The organism is Crateriforma conspicua, assembly GCF_007752935.1.
In the GTDB taxonomy this organism is placed as follows: domain Bacteria; phylum Planctomycetota; class Planctomycetia; order Pirellulales; family Pirellulaceae; genus Crateriforma; species Crateriforma conspicua.
In genome coordinates, this window is the sequence record NZ_CP036319.1 from 5849206 (window position 1) to 5867914 (window position 18709).

At 59.2% G+C, this 18709-nt stretch carries 16 protein-coding genes; 7 read left to right on the plus strand and 9 right to left on the minus strand.

The genetic code is table 11. The features are described 5' to 3' along the window. Positions 1–230: 230 nt before the first annotated feature. A complete protein-coding gene (locus Mal65_RS21395; protein WP_165701444.1) occupies positions 231–1577 on the plus strand; it encodes a BamB-related PQQ repeat family beta-propellar protein in 1347 nt (448 codons plus the stop codon). Positions 1578–1622: 45 nt separating this feature from the next. Here the strand turns inward: Mal65_RS21395 and Mal65_RS21400 are convergent, their stop codons facing one another. Further along, complete coding sequence (locus Mal65_RS21400; protein WP_196784357.1) at positions 1623–2600, minus strand: diacylglycerol/lipid kinase family protein; 978 nt, start codon at positions 2598–2600, stop codon at positions 1623–1625. A gap of 177 nt (positions 2601–2777) precedes the next feature. Between Mal65_RS21400 and Mal65_RS21405 the strand changes: the two genes are divergently transcribed. Then, a complete protein-coding gene (locus tag Mal65_RS21405; protein ID WP_196784358.1) occupies positions 2778–3452 on the plus strand; it encodes a phosphatase PAP2 family protein in 675 nt (224 codons plus the stop codon). A gap of 32 nt (positions 3453–3484) precedes the next feature. Here Mal65_RS21405 and Mal65_RS21410 read toward each other — a convergent pair whose 3' ends face one another. Next, positions 3485–5203 carry an NADPH-dependent assimilatory sulfite reductase hemoprotein subunit gene (locus Mal65_RS21410; RefSeq protein ID WP_145302379.1) on the minus strand — a complete coding sequence of 573 codons (1719 nt, stop codon included), beginning with the start codon at positions 5201–5203 and terminating at the stop codon, positions 3485–3487. A gap of 184 nt (positions 5204–5387) precedes the next feature. Between Mal65_RS21410 and Mal65_RS21415 the strand changes: the two genes are divergently transcribed. Continuing rightward, entirely contained in the window at positions 5388–6305 is a 918-nt protein-coding gene (locus Mal65_RS21415) for a bifunctional 5,10-methylenetetrahydrofolate dehydrogenase/5,10-methenyltetrahydrofolate cyclohydrolase (protein WP_145302383.1), read from the plus strand. Between the two features lie 68 nt (positions 6306–6373). Here the strand turns inward: Mal65_RS21415 and Mal65_RS21420 are convergent, their stop codons facing one another. The 5 genes from Mal65_RS21420 to Mal65_RS21440 form a co-directional block, all read right to left on the minus strand. Beyond that, positions 6374–7327 (minus strand): lysophospholipid acyltransferase family protein, encoded by a 954-nt coding sequence (locus Mal65_RS21420; protein ID WP_145302386.1) that lies wholly within the window; start codon positions 7325–7327, stop codon positions 6374–6376. 87 nt (positions 7328–7414) lie between these two features. Continuing rightward, complete coding sequence (locus tag Mal65_RS21425; protein ID WP_145302388.1) at positions 7415–9364, minus strand: sodium/solute symporter; 1950 nt, start codon at positions 9362–9364, stop codon at positions 7415–7417. Continuing rightward, on the minus strand, positions 9361–9633 hold the full coding sequence (locus Mal65_RS21430) for a DUF485 domain-containing protein (RefSeq protein ID WP_196784359.1): 273 nt from the start codon (positions 9631–9633) through the stop codon (positions 9361–9363). The genes Mal65_RS21425 and Mal65_RS21430 overlap by 4 nt, the downstream gene beginning before the upstream one ends. Before the next feature lie 80 nt (positions 9634–9713). Next, positions 9714–10880, minus strand: coding sequence for an HD domain-containing protein (locus Mal65_RS21435; RefSeq protein ID WP_145302394.1), 1167 nt, complete (start codon positions 10878–10880; stop codon positions 9714–9716). Between the two features lie 87 nt (positions 10881–10967). Beyond that, the gene (locus Mal65_RS21440; protein WP_145305106.1) at positions 10968–11855 is read right to left on the minus strand and encodes an MBL fold metallo-hydrolase; all 888 of its coding nucleotides are present in this window, start codon (positions 11853–11855) and stop codon (positions 10968–10970) included. A 368-nt stretch (positions 11856–12223) separates the two neighbouring features. Between Mal65_RS21440 and Mal65_RS21445 the strand changes: the two genes are divergently transcribed. From Mal65_RS21445 to Mal65_RS21455, 3 genes are all read left to right on the plus strand, one after another. Continuing rightward, positions 12224–13138, plus strand: a complete 915-nt coding sequence (locus Mal65_RS21445) for a TIM barrel protein (protein ID WP_145302397.1) — start codon at positions 12224–12226, stop codon at positions 13136–13138. A 341-nt stretch (positions 13139–13479) separates the two neighbouring features. Beyond that, entirely contained in the window at positions 13480–14907 is a 1428-nt protein-coding gene (locus Mal65_RS21450; protein ID WP_145302400.1) for an FG-GAP repeat domain-containing protein, read from the plus strand. 18 nt (positions 14908–14925) lie between these two features. Beyond that, positions 14926–16266 carry a tetratricopeptide repeat protein gene (locus Mal65_RS21455; protein ID WP_145302403.1) on the plus strand — a complete coding sequence of 447 codons (1341 nt, stop codon included), beginning with the start codon at positions 14926–14928 and terminating at the stop codon, positions 16264–16266. Here Mal65_RS21455 and Mal65_RS21460 read toward each other — a convergent pair. After that, positions 16263–16865 carry a cytochrome c oxidase subunit 3 gene (locus Mal65_RS21460; RefSeq protein ID WP_145302406.1) on the minus strand — a complete coding sequence of 201 codons (603 nt, stop codon included), beginning with the start codon at positions 16863–16865 and terminating at the stop codon, positions 16263–16265. The genes Mal65_RS21455 and Mal65_RS21460 overlap by 4 nt on opposite strands. A gap of 159 nt (positions 16866–17024) precedes the next feature. On the opposite strand from Mal65_RS21460, the gene Mal65_RS21465 reads away from it, so the two are divergent. Beyond that, a complete protein-coding gene (locus Mal65_RS21465; protein ID WP_145302409.1) occupies positions 17025–18047 on the plus strand; it encodes a hypothetical protein in 1023 nt (340 codons plus the stop codon). A 10-nt stretch (positions 18048–18057) separates the two neighbouring features. Here the strand turns inward: Mal65_RS21465 and mntR are convergent, their stop codons facing one another. Further along, on the minus strand, positions 18058–18468 hold the full coding sequence (gene mntR / locus Mal65_RS21470; protein WP_145302411.1) for a manganese-binding transcriptional regulator MntR: 411 nt from the start codon (positions 18466–18468) through the stop codon (positions 18058–18060). Between the last annotated feature and the right edge of the window lie 241 nt (positions 18469–18709).

The window sequence follows — 18709 nt, forward strand, 5'->3', positions numbered from 1 at the left end:
GACATTTCGTTCGCCGGTCGTTAAGATGATCAGCCACCGAAGGCTCGAGACCGCAATCGTCGCCGCGAGATGTTCAACCCGCTCGGCGTGTCGTCTTTCGATTCCTTTGGCCATGCCCCCGCCCGAATTTCCCGCCTACCCAAGCCAGTTTGCCGATGCCCACCCCCAGTTTTCGACCGCGGATTTGTCGTCACCGAACACATTCGAATCGGCTGATTCCGATCCGATCGATGCATGGCAACCGCTTACAACCAAGCTATCAATCACTGGGAATTGCAACGTGCTTGGTACTGTTTGCGGCGGCCCAACTTCACGCCCAGACGGATGCGTTCTGGGGACAATGGCGGGGCAACCAGCAAAACGGGGTCGCACCAGCAGGCGATTATCCCGTTCAGTGGTCCAGCGAGTCCAACATTGCCTGGACACTTGATCTACCGGGACGCGGCGGCAGCACCCCCGTCATCGTGGGTGACACCGCTTATCTGACCGCCGGTTTCGACGACAAAAATCATGTCATCGCCGTCAACCTGACCAACGGAACGATCGCCTGGACACGAGAACTGGGCGATGACCGGGGTGGCAAGCACCAAAAAGGCAGCGGCAGCAATCCGTCGGTGGCATCTGACGGAAAATCTCTTTTCGCGTACTTTCGCAGCGGCGATGTCGGCTGTCTTTCGGACGACGGAACCGTTCGCTGGCATCACAACCTGCAAGACTTGTACGGCCAAGACACACTGTGGTGGGATCTGGGCAGTTCACCAATCATTGCCGACGGCAAAGTCATCATTCCGGTCATGCATTCCAGTGAAGGCGAAGATCGGCGGTCACTGACCAGCGTCGGATACGTGGTGGCGTTGAATGCCGAGACCGGCGACGTGGCTTGGAAAGTCGATCGAAACACCGACGCACCGGTCGAGGCGTCGCAAAGCTACACGACTCCCGTGCGGTGCAACGTCAACGGCGTTGACATGTTCGCCGTCTTGGGGGCTGACCAAGCATCACTGCACCGTGTGAACGATGGCATGACCGTGGGAACGGTGGGCGGGTTCAATCCCGCCGGCGAAGCCTTCTTTCGTTCCATTTCATCACCCGCGGTGACCGACGGCGTTTTGATTTGCCCGTATTCACGTGGCGATACCGTGACGGCCATCGCTCTGGATCGCTTGGCAAAGAATGTCGGTCGCGATGCGGTGATCTGGGAACGGGATGACATCGGCAGCGATGTTCCGACTCCCGCGGTGGATAATGGCGTCGCCTACTTCATCGAAGACGGCCGTCAGAACCGTGGTGAAGTCATCGCCGTCGACGTAAAGACCGGTGAAACCAAATGGACCGTTGCGACACCCAAAAGCCGTGTGACTTTCAGCAGTTCGCCTTTGATCGCCGGCGACCACTTGTATGTCACGGCGGAAGATTCCCAGACTTACGTGATCGGACCGCTGTCGTCAGATGCTCCCGAAGTGGTCGCGCAGAACGACTTGGGCGAACAGCCGGGAATCACTGTGGCCAGCCCGGTGCCGCTAAAAAACGGATTGCTGATCCGTACAAGGGATTCGTTGATCCGGGTCGGAAAATAGTCGACTGCCGTTCCGTCCCGGACATCGATGAATCGCGACCGGCATTCAGATGGCCGGCGCGTGCGACGAGGATGGTGGGCGAACGACAAAACCGTCCCCCACAATCATGCGGATTGCGGCGGGGATCACCTCGAACGAAGTTGGAACGTCTTGGTCGATTTCACCATCGATACTGAACCGCATCGGCGGATCACTGCTCAGGTGCAATGACCTGACTTGACGAAACAGCACTTGGTCCGATTCAAGAAATCGACCAAGCAGGTTGGAAGCCACCAGCTTCGCCATCTCGGCAACCTCGCCATCGCGGATCAGGACGACATCCATTCGCCCGTCACAAATTGATGCCTCCGGGGCGACTTCAATGTGTCCCGCGTTGGTGCGACCGTTGGCAACAATCACGGCCCAACAATCAATCCGATCCCGATGATCATCGGACCGTGCGTCGACATGGTACGACCGCATGTCGGGTAGCACATCCATCGCGCCACGCAGATAACTGAACGCCCCCCAAAACGCCTTGGTCTGATCGTTTAGTTGTTCGCTGACTCGAACACTGTTTCCGCCGGCGGCCACGTTGGCAAAATAACGGTCGCGCCGCCCATCGCTGACCCGAATGACATCACCAGGAATGACTCGAGCGTTTTGAATGAGGGCGGCCGATTGCTGAACATCCGCCGGCATACCCAGCGTCCCAGCAAAATCGTTGGCGGTCCCCAGCGGTAGAATGCCGAATATGGGTCGTCGCTCGGACGGAAGCCGCATGATCGCGTTGACAACCGCGTTGACGGTCCCGTCCCCGCCGGCTGCGACAACAGTGCGGAACCCGTCGTTGACGGCTCGCGAGATGACTTGGCCCAGATCGATTTGCTGCGATAGTTTCAACCAACGACCGCCCCACTGGGACTGGGCGGCACGCGCGGTGCTCACATCCAACCCCCGACCTGAACTCTGGTTCCAAATCCATAGCACATCGCCGGCCGCAACGGGCTCGGCCTGCGTCGTGGCCGTCGTGTCGGACATCATCGATTCCATCTTCAATTGATAACCCGCTGTCAAATTCCTCGCACGAAACTATCTCGGAGACTTATGAAGGGCGGCAATCCTCGGACCAAAACAGATCGAAACCGTCATTTCCCCCGACTGATCCGCTCGGGAAGCGCGACACTGATCCACTTCATCCGCGGCCGCGAACCGATCGCAATGCTGGTATGGGTCACCGTGGTGTTAGGCATCTGGGGATTCGTCGAATTGGCCGACGAGGTCACCGAAGGCTCGACACGGAACTTTGATCGCTGGGCAGTCAGTCTGATGCGTCAGAGCGACGCGCCGTCCATTCCGATCGGCCCCAAGTGGATGGGCGAAGCGGGACGAGACATCACGGCCCTGGGTGGAATCGCCAACCTGACCTTGTTGATCGTCGCGGCAACCGGATTCCTGTTGGTCAACCGAGCCAGACGGTTGGCGGCGATCCTGGTGGCCTCCACCACCAGCGGCATCGCCATCAGCTTGTTGCTGAAGCGAGTGTTTGATCGCCCACGCCCCGATGTGGTCCCGCATCTGTCAGACGTTTACACCAGCAGTTTTCCCAGCGGCCATTCGATGATGTCTGCGGTGGTTTACCTGACCCTGGGTGTCTTGATCATTCCCGTGTTGAAGCACTTTTGGGCGCGGGTCTATGTGCTGGCCACTGCGGCTTTGGTGACGGTCTTGGTTGGGATCAGCCGCGTTTACATGGGCGTGCACTATCCCACCGACGTCTTGGCCGGATGGGCGGCGGGTGGCGTTTGGGCACTGATCTGTTGGTCAATCGCCCGCCGCAGCACGCCAAAACCGCCGTCGGACACGCTGGTCCCCGCGAGGGAGCCAAAGTTGTGACCGGTGGGCGGTTGGGTGGTCGTGTCGTCGGTCTACGGTTTGGGGGCCGCAGCAGCCAAGCCGGCCAAGTCTTCCTGACCAACGCGTGTGCAGAATTCACCCAGTGATTCGTCGCCCTGGCGATTAGCTTTGAACGCGGCAAAGATCGCCACCAGTTCATCGACCACCTCGGCGTCAGGCACCAAGTCTTTGTAGATGAACGCCAGCCGGTTTCCCAGCCAACCACCGCCCGCGAACAGTGTGTACTTGTTCTTGGCTTTGCCCACCAACGCCAGGTCGGCGTTGTAGGGGCGAGCACAACCGTTGGGGCATCCCGTCATGCGAAGGGTGAACCGTTCCTTGTCCAACCCCAATTTGGCCAAAGGCTGTTCCAGCCCATCAATGATTCCCGGCAGACGTCGTTCGCTTTCGGTGATCGCCAGACCGCAGGTGGGCAGAGCGACACAGGCGATTGACCAACGCCGCACCGTGCTGGTGTCTTCGGTGGTCACGATCTTGTGATCCCGCAAAATCTGAATCAGCTCATCCCGCTGATCTTCGTCGAAGTCACAGAAGATGATGCTCTGATGACCGGTCAAGCGAATTTCAGGTTTGAATCGCTGGCATACAGCCCGCAATCCCGCTTTCAACTGACGCTGGTCATTGTCGTAAAGACGTCCGTTTTCGATGTTCAGACCATAGGACCATTTGCCGTCGCCCTGTTCTTGCCATCCCATGTGATCGTCGAAATCGGTCACATCGTCGTCGGTCAGATCTTGCAGCGGCCCGCCATAGTATTCCTCGACCGCACGCCGGAATTTCTCGATGCCCCAATTGGCGATCAAGTACTTCAGACGGGCAACCTTGCGGTCTTCGCGGTTCCCATAATCGCGTTGGACTTTGATGACCGCCTTGGCCACATCCACCGCTTGGTCAGGCGTTACAAAAGCCATCCGCTTGGCCAACGCGGGGAACGTCTTGGATGCACTGGGGGTGGTTCCCATGCCGCCACCGACGCTAACGTTGTAACCAATGACTTCACCGTCGCGGACGACGGCCAGGAAGCCCAGGTCTTGGGTGTAGATGTCGATACAGTTGTCGTCCGGCAGCGCGATGCCGATTTTGAATTTTCGCGGCAGATAGCGAGGCCCATACAGCGGCTCGACAACTTCACCGGGACCGCCGCCGACCAGTTCTTTCTCACCGGTCTCATCGTCGGTCAACCACAATTCGTGATAAGCAGGCGTCTGTGGTGCTAACGCGACGGTCAGTTCATCCGCCAATTGTTGGATGGTGTTGTGAAGCGGCCCGGTCCGTTTGGCGGGGCAACACATGATGTTTCGATTCACGTCGCCGCAAGCGGCCAACGTTGACAATCCAACCGCGTTGACGCGTGCGATCGCAGCCTTCAGATCATCTTTAACAACGCCGTGCAGCTGGAACGTTTGTCGGGTGGTGATCTTGAGCGTCGAATTCCCCAATTCATCGCATAGATCCAAGTGGGCCAGCAATTGGTCCGACGTCAATCGGCCCCCGGGAATCCGGCACCGCATCATCATCGAATAGGCTTTGCCGCCGCCGGTCTTCTTCAGCTCGGCCCGCTTGTCTCGGTCGTCTTGCTGGTAAGTCCCGTGGAACTTCAACAGTTGCAAATTGTCTTTGTTGAAGTGATCGGAATCTTCATGAAGTTCTTGGCCGATGGTGCCTTTCAGGTACTGGCTGCCTTCTTTGATCCCTTCAACGGGGCTAAGCTTGGGAGCGTCCGTGGACATAGTTTGGATGTCAGTCGGGTATTAGGATTCGAGCCGCGTGGATTGAACGCGAGTGGATTCGATGGTGAGTGCACGACGCGAAATTCGCTGACTGGCAGACTTTGCCCAGCCTTCACATTCTTCGACGTCTGGTCAACTATAACGGCCGCTCTTCTTCATCACTATGCCAGTCGCTGGACCACCGATGACCGCAACGCTTCTGAACGGAAAACAGATCGCACAGGAGATTCGAGCCGAAATCGCCGAACAGGTTCGCCGGCGTGTTCAGGCCGGGAAATCGCAGCCCAAGCTGTGCGCGATCCTGGTGGGGGATGATCCCGCCAGTCAGGTGTACGTTCGCAACAAAGAACGGGCCTGTGAAAAAGCGGGAATTGCGGGCACGGTCGACCGATTGCCCGCCACCACCACCGGCACCGAACTGCTGGCGCGGATCGAACAACTGAACCACGATCCCACCGTGCACGGCATCCTGGTCCAATTGCCGTTGCCTAAATCCGAATCGTCGGCCGATCCACTGGACGAACGACGGGTATTGGACGCCGTTTCGCCGCTGAAGGACGTGGACGCGTTCAGCCCCGTCAACGTGGGATTGCTGATGCAGGGGCGGCCACGTTTTCTGCCTTGCACCCCGCATGGCGTCGTTCAACTGCTGCATCGCTGTGACCGAGGCGTCGCGGGCAAACACGTCGTGGTGATCGGACGCAGCGATATCGTCGGCAAACCCATCGCGTCGATGCTGTCACAGCGAACGAACATGGCCAATCAAGGCGACGCGGAAGGCGGCCGCGATGTGGCCAACGCCACGGTGACGATCGCCCACAGCCGGACGGAAAACCTTGCCGACCTTGTCCGCCAAGCCGACTGTGTCATCGCAGCAGTGGGCATCCCAAAGCTGGTGACCGCCGACATGATCCGTCCCGGTGCGACGGTCGTAGACGTCGGGATCAATCGAGTCGACGACAAACTGGTCGGCGACGTCGACTTTGAAGGCGTCAAAGAAGTCGCCGGCGCGATCACACCAGTTCCCGGCGGCGTCGGACCATTGACCATCGCCATGCTGCTGCACAACACGGTCAAAGCCGCGGAACTGGCCGACGGATAAGGGCTAGGTGCCGTCACGCCGTCATCGGCATCTGGCAATTGGCACATCGCAACCGTGCCGGCGCGTGACTACGCCGCCTGTGTCATCGCAGCTTTCTGCAGACGCTTGGCGATCTTTGGCGGCGGCTGGCGCCAGCGTCGGTGCAACCACCAGTATTGTTCCACGGACATGTCGATCGCTTCGGCCAACCGCGCGTTGTACCAGCGGGTCAGTGTTTGCACGCTCGCGCAGACCTTGTTCGGATCGTCGGCCGGATCAGCGACGCCGACGCATCCCGATTCGAACGTCATCGGTTGTCCGTCGATGCGGCGGGTGTAAGCGGCCAACATTGGGGCCCCCGACGACAATGTGAACAACGCCAAGGCTTTGTGACACGAAGCGGGGGTGCCCAGAAAATTCACCCAGCATCCTTTGTCACCCGCGTGTTGGTCGGCCAACAGTGACAACGCCCCACCACTGCGAAGCAACCGTTCGACCTCCGGTGCGCTGCCGTCCTTGTCGACCAAGTGCTGGCCCTTCGCACTGCGAAAACGCTTGACCCAATCATCGATGAATCGGTTGTCCAGCCGCCGCGCGATCGACGTGGTTTGAAAGCCCATCAACCCGATCAAGTAGCCACCGATTTCAAAATTCCCGAAGTGCCCGGTGACCGTCACCGTGGGTCGTCGCCCCAACAAAATTCGCAACATCGCGCGGTTCTGGCGAAAACGAATGTGACGGGGCCAGTTGCACAGGTGCAATCGACGCTGGGCCCAGGCGATCTCGCATCCCATCAGCAACAGCGAATGCCACATCGACCGCATCAAGGCTGCGGCTTGCTCTTCGGTGGCGTCGGGAAAGACACGGCGGATGTTTTCGCGTGTGACGCGATAGCGAATCTTGATCGGGCCGGTCAGCAACCAGGCCAAGACCCGACACATACGATCGCCCATGTCGGCCGGCAACACCTGCACGACCGAAACCAACAGCCGCACCAAAAGGTACGCGGCGGCATCGGTGGCCTGTCGCTTCCAAGCTTGCATCGATCCAATTCGGTGGAAGGTGATCCGTCACTTCAGCCCTGAATTCACAGGAAACCGGCGGGCGTACCGGCACACCCGCTGGATTCATCATCCCGCAACCGGGGATTCGTCACCAGACCGATTTCCGGTCATCAGCGAGACCACGATCAAAGTCAGAAACGCCAAGGGGATTGTCACAATCCCGGGTTGGCCAAACGGCGTCGGCGCACCATCCGGATCGATACCGTAGACCGATTCAAACGTATCGGCCGACAACAACACCCACGCCAACGAGCTGAACATTCCGACCAGGATGCTGGCGACGATCCCTTGCCGGGTCGTCCTTTTCCAAAACAGCAACATTACCAACGAGGGCAAATTCGCACTGGCGGCCACGCTGAATGCCCAGCCGACCAGGTAACTCAAATTCAAGCCCTGGAACAGGATGCCCAACACAATCGCAACGATGCCGACGATGACCGCCGAAATTTTCGCCACGCGGACCTGGCGAGCCCCCGACAGTTGCAGACCAAAGACGCCTTCCAGCAAATCGTGAGCGACGGCACCGCTGCTGGCCAAGATCAGCCCGCTGACGGTGCCCAACACCGTGGTGAACGCGATCGCCGAAATGATCGCAAACAACCAATCATTGAAACTGCGTGCCAACAACGGCGCGGCCATGTTGTTGCTGGTCAAGTCGAGCGCCCCGTTGGTCATCGCGCCCAAGCCCAGATACAACGTCAGCACATAGAAAAAACCGATCGTCGCAATTCCGACAATCGTGCTTTTGCGTGCCGCCGCGGCATCCTTGACCGTGTAATACCGAATCAAGATATGGGGCAACGAAGCGGTCCCGCAAAACAGTGCCAACATCAGTGACAGAAAATTGATCTTACCGACCCAGCTATCACCGCGAATACCTTGAAAACGTGGGTGTTCGCCCGGCCGCAACACCTGCGAACCTTCGGTCGCTTTTGGATAGTAGATCGTTGACATCGTTTCATCATCATGCCAAACGCTGGTCTTTTTCCAAAGCACGACTTCGCTTTGACGCAACGTCGACAAATAGGCCGCGGGCCCGAGTGGTCCGGTCTGCTGTTGATCATCAGGCAAACGACTGACATAGCCGCCGGTCAGTAGTTCGCGTTGGCCCTGATCGCGTCCAAGTGGAGCCCCGTCGATCAACGTCGCTGCGTCCGTTTTTCGAACCGACTGGGCCTGGCGCAACCAAACCTGTGCACCGGAGCGTTCGATCCGAAACAAATCAAAGCCTCGACCGTCGTCTCGCGTCAATCGAATGAAATCCTGGGCCTCCGCCCAACCATCCTCCGGTGCCACCACGGTCCGTCCCGCGATCATTGCATCACCGGATCCCGTGCGCTCGGCGGCAACCTCGCTTTCATCCAGCGGCCCGATCGACTGGAATCCGCCATCGTCGACCTTCAATCCCTTGGACAGAACGATTGCCACGAGGACGGCGCTGAAGATGACCAGCAGAGATCCTTTCAAAAACTGGACCCAGGTCGTGCTGACCATTCCTGCGGTGACGACGATCACGATCACCACCGCACCCACAGCGACGACACCGATCCAGTGGGGCAGTCCCAGCAGGGGCTGGATCAGCACACCGGCGCCGACCATCTGCGGAATCAGATAGAAAACGCTGACGACCAGCGTGCTGACGCCCGCCGCACCACGAATGCCGGGTGATTGAAACTTGGCGTCCAACGCATCGGCAAACGTGAATCGCCCCAGCCGCTTCATCGGTTCGGCGATGACGAACAGTGCAACCACCCAGCCCGCCAAGTAACCGATCGAGTACAGGAATCCATCGTACCCGTACGACGCGATCATCCCGCAGATGCCCAAAAACGATGCCGCCGACAGATAGTCCCCGGCAAACGCGACACCATTGATCGCCCATGGGATTTGACCATGGGCGGCGAAGTAGCCTTCGGACGACGTCGCTCGGCGTCCCAGGTAAAAACTGATGCCCAGCGTGAGCGCGACGAAGGCCGCAAAGGCGACGATTGCCGCGACGGATGCGTCGTAAATCACGAGCGATCCTCCATCGCTTCGGCAGCTTCATCGTCCGGTTCGACACGACAAAACCAGCCGTAGATGCCCGCCAGTAAAACCGCCACGACGATCAATCCAAACCCATAAACGATCGCCAGGTTCAGCCCCCAGAACAACACCCGGTCGAACGCATCGGGCGCGAACGCGCCGGTCAGCACGAACCCCAAGTAACACAACAAATACAACGCAAACAAAACCAACCCCAACTTGGCGTTGAAGCGTTGTGCGTCGACAGACGTTTGGGTCATCGGCGGACCTTGGCAAAGAACGATACGCGATCGGGACATCCAGCGGGTCGCAAACTGCGTGCGAGCCGTGGCGGATGTTTCTAGCGTATTGGCTCGTCGTCGTGGGGTGACCACGACGGCTGTACCGGGTCGCCGCCGAACATTTCTTCGATGCTTTCGATGTAATCCAGTGCCTGCTGCAGCGTATCGACCGACACACCGGCAACACGACCGCCGCGGTCACAATCCCCCAACAACAGCAGATCCTCGAACCACGGATGCGATGCCAAACGACGTCGGCGGCGGGCACCGATCGTGTGGTCGTGAATTTTGTGGGCTTCCATGTGATGGGCGATCAGCCAAGCGGTACGCGGACTGATGTAGCCATCCAGGGCCTCCAGCGCCGCGACCGAATGATCATCGGGATCGATCGCTTTGCCGATGTCATGCAGCAGCGCGGCCAACAGAAATTCTTCGTCATAGGGTGACTCGTCCTTGGCCAGTCCGAACACTTGCAGACTGTGATAAAGCGCATCGCCTTCGGGGTGCCAACGCGGCGACTGGACGACATTTTCCAGCGGGACCATCAAAGCCTGGAAAACTTGAAAACGGTCGGGACGTCCCTGGATCTGCTGCAGGGATGTCGACAGCGACGCGGCATCGTAATCGTGTGCGAACACCAACAGCTTTTCCAACTGCGACGCGGAAGCCCTTTCGATCGCTTTGCCGGTGATGCTGCTCTTGAATCGATGTCCGATCCACTTCAACGGATAGACCGTCAGTTCAATCGGGAATTCGTCATCGATGCGGATATGGGTAAACACACGCGGTTGGCCGTCTTTGACCACTTGCTTGCGAACCACCTGACAGGCGAACCCCAACGAATCGACTTCGTCGGCGATCGTGTCGGGATGATTTCCAAAGACATGGATGTCGATGTCACTGCCGTCGCGGACCGATCCGGTCAGCACGCTGCCGATCAACTTGGCATGGTGAGCGTCCAGTTGCCGCAGCCACCACAAGGCGCGTAAACGCATTCGCCCCAATCGTCCGTGGCGGGCATCGGCGTCGGTTTCGTGCAACCGTGTCAGCACCTGGATCTGGTCGCGAACCTCGGCATTGCTGGGCAAGTCGGCCGGTTTGACCCAGCCACGCACTGTCCGTCGCGACGCCTTGATCTTGGCTTGGAAGTATTCCGTTTCCTGTCGGCTGTACATCAATCTGGCCGCCTCGAACGCGATTTGACGGCGCAGCTTCGAATCTTTCATCCGTGGGGTCCGTTCGATGCGGACCCGGTCATGCAAAGGAGCAGGGCAGGGTGGAAGCGTCTTTCGGCGATCCACCTGAGTGAAGATTTACAGGCCCACCAAAGGAACCCGCAAACCATCGTAGGCCAACTCGATTCCCGGCGGCAAGGATTCGTTGGTCGGCCCGTGATCCAAATCGTGCCCGATATGAGTCAGCAGAGTCCGCTTGGGGGACAGTTCAGAAGACACCTCGATCGCCTGATCAACGGTGAAGTGCGTCGGGTGGGGTTTGTACCGCAGCGCGCCGATGACCAGCGTGTCCAGCCCCTGCAGCAACTCCATCGAGGCGTCCGGGATCCCGTTGGTGTCCGTGCAATAGGCGAAATCACCGATGCGGAACCCCAGCACTTCGAAATGTGGCCCGTGCAGCATCGGGATCGGCGTCACCGGGACGCCCAACGCTTCGAAGCGATCATGAGTGATGCGGCGAAGCTCCAACCGCGGCTTGGATCCCGGATGGGTTTCCACGCGATCGGAAAACGCATAGTCGAATGACTTGCGAATCCGTTCGTCCACTTGTTGCTGACAATAAATCGGCACGGGGGCGTGCAGACGAAAAGGAAACAGACGCACGTCGTCGAGCCCGAACAGGTGATCAGCGTGCTCGTGCGTGAACATGATCGCGTGGATCAGCCCGATGTCTTCCCGCAGCAACTGCGTCCGCAGATCGGGCGGGGTGTCGACCAGGAGGTCCCCGTCAGGCAATCGAAAGACGATCGCGCAGCGTGTTCGCTTGTTTTTGGGATCGCTGCTGCGGCAAACCGGGCAATCACAGCCGATGGCCGGCACACCCACGCTGGTCCCGGTGCCCAGAAAAACGACCTCCGGACGCGACGAATCAGCCGATCGGTCGGCCTGGTCCGCGTCCGTTGCCGGGCGACGATCCCCCGGCGCCGGGGTCGTTTTGGCCCGGCCAGACGACGCGTTGGACGGCAAATCGGCAGACGAAGACGCTGGCTTGGTCACTCGCGAAGGCTCGGTAAAAGTGGATCCGGTCGGCGCGCTACCGCAGGGCCGATCCGCCGATCTTGCCCGCTGTCATAATCCGGGGCAATTGCCCCTTGGCCCGATCGGGGCGATTCTGCGATACTCTCCGGTCGCCTCAAGCTGTCAATCGTCCTGGACGACCGTCGCCGCGCCGCCTGGTCCGGCCATGCGTGTTGGCGATTCCACCGGCTTCCATGGCCGATTTGCCCGCCCGCCGACGACCGTGTGGGCCGATGAATATCCCGGTCGGACGGGTTCAAACAGACCGCCGGCCCATTGCGAATACAAAGAAGTCACCAGTAGGACCCCATTTGCCCATGTTCAAAAACTTTTCCCCTCAAGCCCTGGGAATCAACGGCCGCCAAAGCGAATTGATCGAATTGTCATTGACCTACGCGTTCCGTGGGATGGACGTCGATCTGCTGGACATGCTGCGTCGATCGCAACGCACGAGCGTGGAAGACGCCACGAAGTACCTGCGGGCGGCCGACATCAAAATTGGTGGTTTTGAACTGGACATCGACTTGGACGCCGATGACGACGCGTTCACCGCACAGGTCGGCACCCTGCACCCGCTGACCGAATTGGCGGCCGAATTGCAGGTCGAACGTGCTTATTTGCGCGTCCCCTCGGGCACCGACCGATTGCCGTATCCGGAATACTTTGAAGTCCAGCGAAGCCGCCTGGACCAAATCGCCGGTGTTTTGGCCGGTAAAGACATTCGCCTGGCCGTCGGTTTTTCGGCTTGCCCGACCGGTGACGAAGTCCAATTCCCGTTCGTCCGCGACGTCGAAGGCTTCATGGCGTTGATCTCCGCGACAACCGCCGACAACATTGGCTACCTGCTGGACACCTTCGATTGGATCGTCGGCGGTGGCGCGATGGATCAAATTACGGAAATTCCTGGTAGCAAGATCGTGGCCGTCCGCTTGTCGTCGCTGTCCGATTCGGTCGACGCATCGACGGCGAAGCCCACCGACCGCGTGCTGCCCGAAAAACAAGGCCTGTTGGACTTGGTCGCCCTGGTCAAGCATCTGGATTCGTCGGAGTTCGACGGTCCAATTGGCCCGGCTGCCAGCACGGCGAACTATAAAGGTCAAACCCGCGAAAGTATCGTTCAGGCCGGCCAAGAAGCCGTCGATGCGATCCTCAGCGACGCCGGCCTGCACGTCGCTCCGCGACCGATGGACCTGATCGAAGACATCCCTTACGAGCCGACACCGTCGATCTGATCGCCGGGCATCGGCGCAGTCGAAGGCAACCACCTTTGAATCAACGTCACGCCGATCCCACCACGCCGGACACCCAAGATCGTCCGGTATTCTGGACTTCCAAACGCCGAATCGGGAACCTTTTCCTGTTCGGCGTTGCCGTTTGGGCCGCCACCACGTTGGCGTTTCCGCGGCCTTCTGCGTCCGATTCCTCAGGCCACAATCGGCGTGCATCGTCGGCGGTGGATGTTTCCGCGTCGCAATCAAACCGGCACAACTTGCCGCTCCACCGGGTCGCCGCCAACGAAGCGCCTCCCACCGACGTCGCCTCCATTCGAGCTTTCTGCGGTGACTGTCACCCGATGCCGGACCCCACGCACTTGCCCGCCGGGTATTGGCCCCAGCAGGTGTTGGACAAGATCGCTCTTTATCACCAATCCAGACGCAACGACTTGGTGATTCCTGATTACCAGGCGATCGTCGACTACTTCGTCAAAGACGCACCGCCGGGATATCAATTTCCGCCACCCGTGGAATCGCTGGACAACACATTCCAGGCCGTGCCGCTGCAATGGGGTGGCGAAAAGGACTTGATGGCGGTGTCATCAACGTTGCCGTTGGTCGACGGGCGCACTCCCGAAGACGCGATTTCGTTGGCGGTGACCGATTTGTGGACCGGCGTCGTCAAGCGTCTGGAGTTCCATCGTTCCGAATCGAGCGAAACGTCCAAGGTGGACGTGACGTCGACGCTGTTGGGCCGCGGCGGAAATCCGTCACGAATCCATGAAGCCGATTTGGACGCCGACGGAATCATGGACTACGTCGTTTCCGACTTGGGTTCGATGGCACCCCAAGATGAACGCCAGGGGTCGGTGTGGTGGCTGCAGGGTCAAAGCGATGGTGGCTTTCGTCGACACGCACTGCGTTTGGGCCTGACACGCGTGGCCGATGCTCTGCCGTTTGACTACGACGGCGACGGTGACTTGGACCTGATCATCGCTGATTTCGGTCTGTATTTTTCCGGCGGCGTCGAAATCATGCGTCAGACGGGAATCCAAGACGGCATCCCACAATTCGAAACGGAGGTCCTGGACCCGCGGGATGGATGCATCGAAATTCTGATTGCCGATTTCAACGACGACGGCTTGGATGACCTGATCACCCTGGTGACCCAGAACGCCGAATCAATCGACTTGTATCTGAACCGGGGCGACGGGCAACTGGAACGAAAAAACCTGCACACCGGTAACACACCGACGCTAGGCAGCAGCGGGATCGAAGTGGTCGACCTGGACAAAGACGGCGACCTGGATGTGGTTTACACCTGTGGCGACACCTTTGATGACAACATGGCCAAACCGTTTCACCACATCGGATGGTTGGAAAACGAAGGCACATTTCCGCTGACGCCCCATGAGTTGTTCCGCATGCCCGGCGTGTACACCGCGACGGTCGGCGACATCGACCAAGATGGTGATTTGGATATCGCGGCCTGTTCGCTTTTGTCACAGCACCAGGTCGACGCTTATCCCCCCGGTTCCTTTCCGTCGGTCGTATGGCTGGAACAGACCGAAGACATGGAATTTGCACCGCATGTTTTGGAAACCGACCGGTGCCATGCGGCGACCTGCCGGCTGATCGATATCGACCGCGATGGCGATTTGGATTTGTATGTTCCACCACTGACCGTCGAAATGACGCCGCAAACCGAGTACGTTTGGTGGATGAATCGCACGATCGACGGGCCTGTCCCGTCTGATGAATCCGCCGATCAAACGGCGGCCCAGTGACGCTTGCCCAACGCCCCGATGAATCGCAAACGGAATCCCCCAAGCCGACAAGCATCCCAGGGTGCCGGCGATAAAGATGCCGACCGTGGAAACGACCCTGAATCGCCCACGACCAAGCCGCGGTCGTCTCGCGGGCGACTGCTGGTCCTGGGCGTCGCCCTGGTCGCCTTGCTGGTTGTCGCGGTGCTGTGGGGAATCGGCCGCTGGGACGCAAAGATCGAATCACAGTTCGACGGACTGTTGGCGTCGCAGCAGTACGACGCAGCCGCGGAAGTCCTGCAGCGACGAATTTGGCCGCTTTCGCCAGCCGAACAAGCCGTCAAGCACGCACGGATCGCGCGACTGAAACTGCAATACACTCTGGCCGACGAAACACTGGCGGCGGTCGGCGCGGAACCCGGTGAATACCCCAGCTTGGACCGCGAATCTGAATTGCTGCGGCTGCAGGAAACGGGCGAAGCCAGTTCGTCGAAACTTCAACGTTTGTTGGAAGGCGCCCCTAATGACACGAATGCGTTGTTCCAAGCGTGGACCATCGGCCAGCTGAACACGCAAAACTTTGCTGCCGCCGGCGGCGTTCTTTCGCAGTGGATGCAGTCCGAACCGAGTCAGGCCACGCCTCGGTTCTACATGGGCGCGATGCTGAACACACAAAGCGACTATGTCACCGCCGAGACGTACTTTCGCGAAGCGTTACGCTTGGACCCCGACTTTGACAACGCCCGGTTGGGGCTGATCGAAGTCCTGGCACGCCAAAACCGTCAAGACGTCGCGCTGCCGATTGCCAAACGACTGATCCGACGACGTCCCGACGACGCGGAAGCATTGATGTGGCGGGCACAACTGTTGACCGATTTGAATCGCCCCGCGGAAGCCGAACCTGATTTGCGTCAAGCACTACGTTTGCGTCCCGAACTGTACGACGCCCGATTGATGTTGGGCAAAACGCTGTTGCAGCAGGGCAGGGCACAAGAGGCCAAGGAGACGTTGCTGCCCATCCTGCAGACGTTCGAACAAGACGTCGCAACGTTGTACTTGCTGGCACGCTGTGACGCGCAACTGGGTGCCACGACAGACTCGGATCAATGGCTGGATCAATACGTCCAGGCAAAATCATTGAAGCGATCGTTGTTTCATCGCACTCAAAAGATGAACGAACGACTGCGCCAGGGCGTCCAGGCCACTGCGGACCAATTGAACCAGATGGCTCGCGATCACATGGCCGCCGATTGGAAGGCGGCCTTGCCCTGGTTGCGTGACATGGCCGACAAGGATCAAGCACGCCGGTGGCGTTTGGTTTATTTCCAAGCCAGCGGCAATGTGAACGCCGAGGAAGAAATTCGGCTACAGATCGACTAAGCGAATCCGCCGGTGGTCATCCAAAATGTCGCCAACATCATCAGCCAAACCACATCTAAGAAATGCCAGTAGTGGGCGGCGAAATCGACCGGCCAGTGTCGTTCATGATCATACTTTCCCAACACCGAACGCACCGAAACGATCGCCAGAGAAATGATCCCGCCGGCCACATGCAGGGCATGCAGGAACGCTAACACAAACACCATTCCGATCACGCCGCGACCGATCCCTTCGGCGACATCGGATCCCGACATCATCGTCCGCATCGATCGGAACTGGACGTACATGAACAGCACCGCTGCGATGCTGCTTGTAATCAGTAAGATACTGGTCTGCCATCGTTTCTGTCGTCGAACGGTCCGGGTCGCCGCATGAACGAGCCCGCTGATCGCCAGCAGACACCCCGTGCTGATCAAAAAAGTCAGTGGCAGTGGCATCTGCGACTGTGGATCATCGCGACGCCAATACGCGTACAACCCGTACAACAACAGACTGGATAGAAAAAAAATCACCAACGACAACAGAAACAGCATGCCGCCTTGCTGGGCACGGTGATCGCTGGGAAGTTTGTGGGGGCGATTTTTGTTGGATCGTGGCATCGCAAACGGCCCCATCGGGCGGGGATAAAATCGGGCTAAGCTAAAAATTTACAGATCGTGACCGAACCGGCCGAATCCATTGCAACACGGCCCCGTCGGGTCAAATCCGGCTGACACGCTGGGCAATCCACCAACCACCGCATCAAATCCGACTCCTTCATGACCGCAATTCGGACATTTTGTAACGCCGACCTGCCGGGTCTGCTGGAAGTTTGGATCCGACACTGGTCCGCTGTCGGCCCGCCGCCGTCGGTCAGTGTGCCGATGATCGAACAGTCGATTCTGGCGCGAACTTTTTTTGATGCAACCCAGTTACTGGTCGCCGTGGACGAAGAAAACCGTCCCCACGCCTGGGCGCACTTTCTGTCGGCCGACGAAGCGTTCACCAGCGAACTGGGCCCCTATCACGTCGAAGACCCCGCGGCCCCGCATGACGCCGTGTTGGCCGCCATTTGCTTCGACGGCGACGGGGGCCTGGCCATGTGCGACGACCTGCTGCGTGAGGTCCAGTCGGCGGCCAGCCGCAAAGGCTTCACTCGATTACTGACCGGGCCGCTGCGCGACAAAACGTGCGGCTATGCGGGACTTTCCCCGATCGGTCACGGGATCGGCGTCCCCAGCCATGACGCCCGCACCAGTTCGCTGCTGTCGCGGCAAGGCTTCACGCCCACCACCACGGCCAAGGCGCTGACCGCGGCAACCAGCACCTATCGTCCGCCGGTGGGTCGTGAAAGCTTGATGCTACGCCGCTCCACTCGCACCGACTCGTTTGCAATCTACCCGCGAACGGCTCGTCAAGCGTCGGCCATGTCCCACTTGGACTTGGAACAACACCAATTGATCGACCACCGCAGTGGGACCGTACTGGCAGAGGTCGTCCTGTGGATCAGCGACCCGGAATCCCAAGTCATGAACGTGGACAAAGCCATCTTGGACTTGTCCAGTTCCTTTCGCACCGGTGGCATGGACAGCACCGACGTGGATCTGTCGCACGAATCGTACCTGATCGCATCGATCGTTAGCGGGCTGCCCAATCGTCGAATCTTCGAAGTCGAAACCAGCGTCAACCAAGATGACGCCAAACGCATCGAGCAACTGACGAACCTCAAGTTCACGATCGCCCAACAAGGCCAGCGGTGGGAAAAACCACTGAACCAGTCAACCGAGCAAGCCTCGGCTTAATCGAGCAGGCCTAGGCCTGGGGCCATCCCTTTTCCACTACGCGTTTCATCATCGACAGAGTTTCATCACTGACGTGATGCTCGATGCCCTCGCTGTCGGCGGCGGCCGATGACTCGCTGACCCCCATCGCCCGTAAGAACGCGTAGACCACCGCGTGTCGGCGTCGACTTTGTGTCGCCAAGCGGCGTCCCGCCTCGGTCAATTCGATCGGCTGATACGCCGCCGTGGTCACATAGCCGTCACGCTGAAGACGCGCCACGGTTCGATTGACTGTCGCATGCGTCACCGAAAAGAAATTCACCAAGTCCACCGAACGGCAAACGCCATTTTGGGTGATCGCATCGGCAATCGCTTCCACATAGTCCTCCGCCGTTTCGCTGGCGTGGTCGTCGCGGGTTCGCTGGTGTGAGTTCGCTGTCACGGGATCGAGAAAAACCGGATCGAGAATCGGGGGCAAACGCCGCCTAGAAAGCGGCTTCTGGGGCCGGCGGTATGTCGGATGCAGCACGGCACAGTCTGGCAGCCGAAAACCACGAAGTGTACCCGCTGGGCCGAAGACATTTTCGATTCGAACCTGTCCTCCTATCCCGGGACGACGTGCTCAACCAGGTGCGACATTTTTTCAGCCACACCCTTGCCGCCACAGCCCGGGCGGTCTAGCA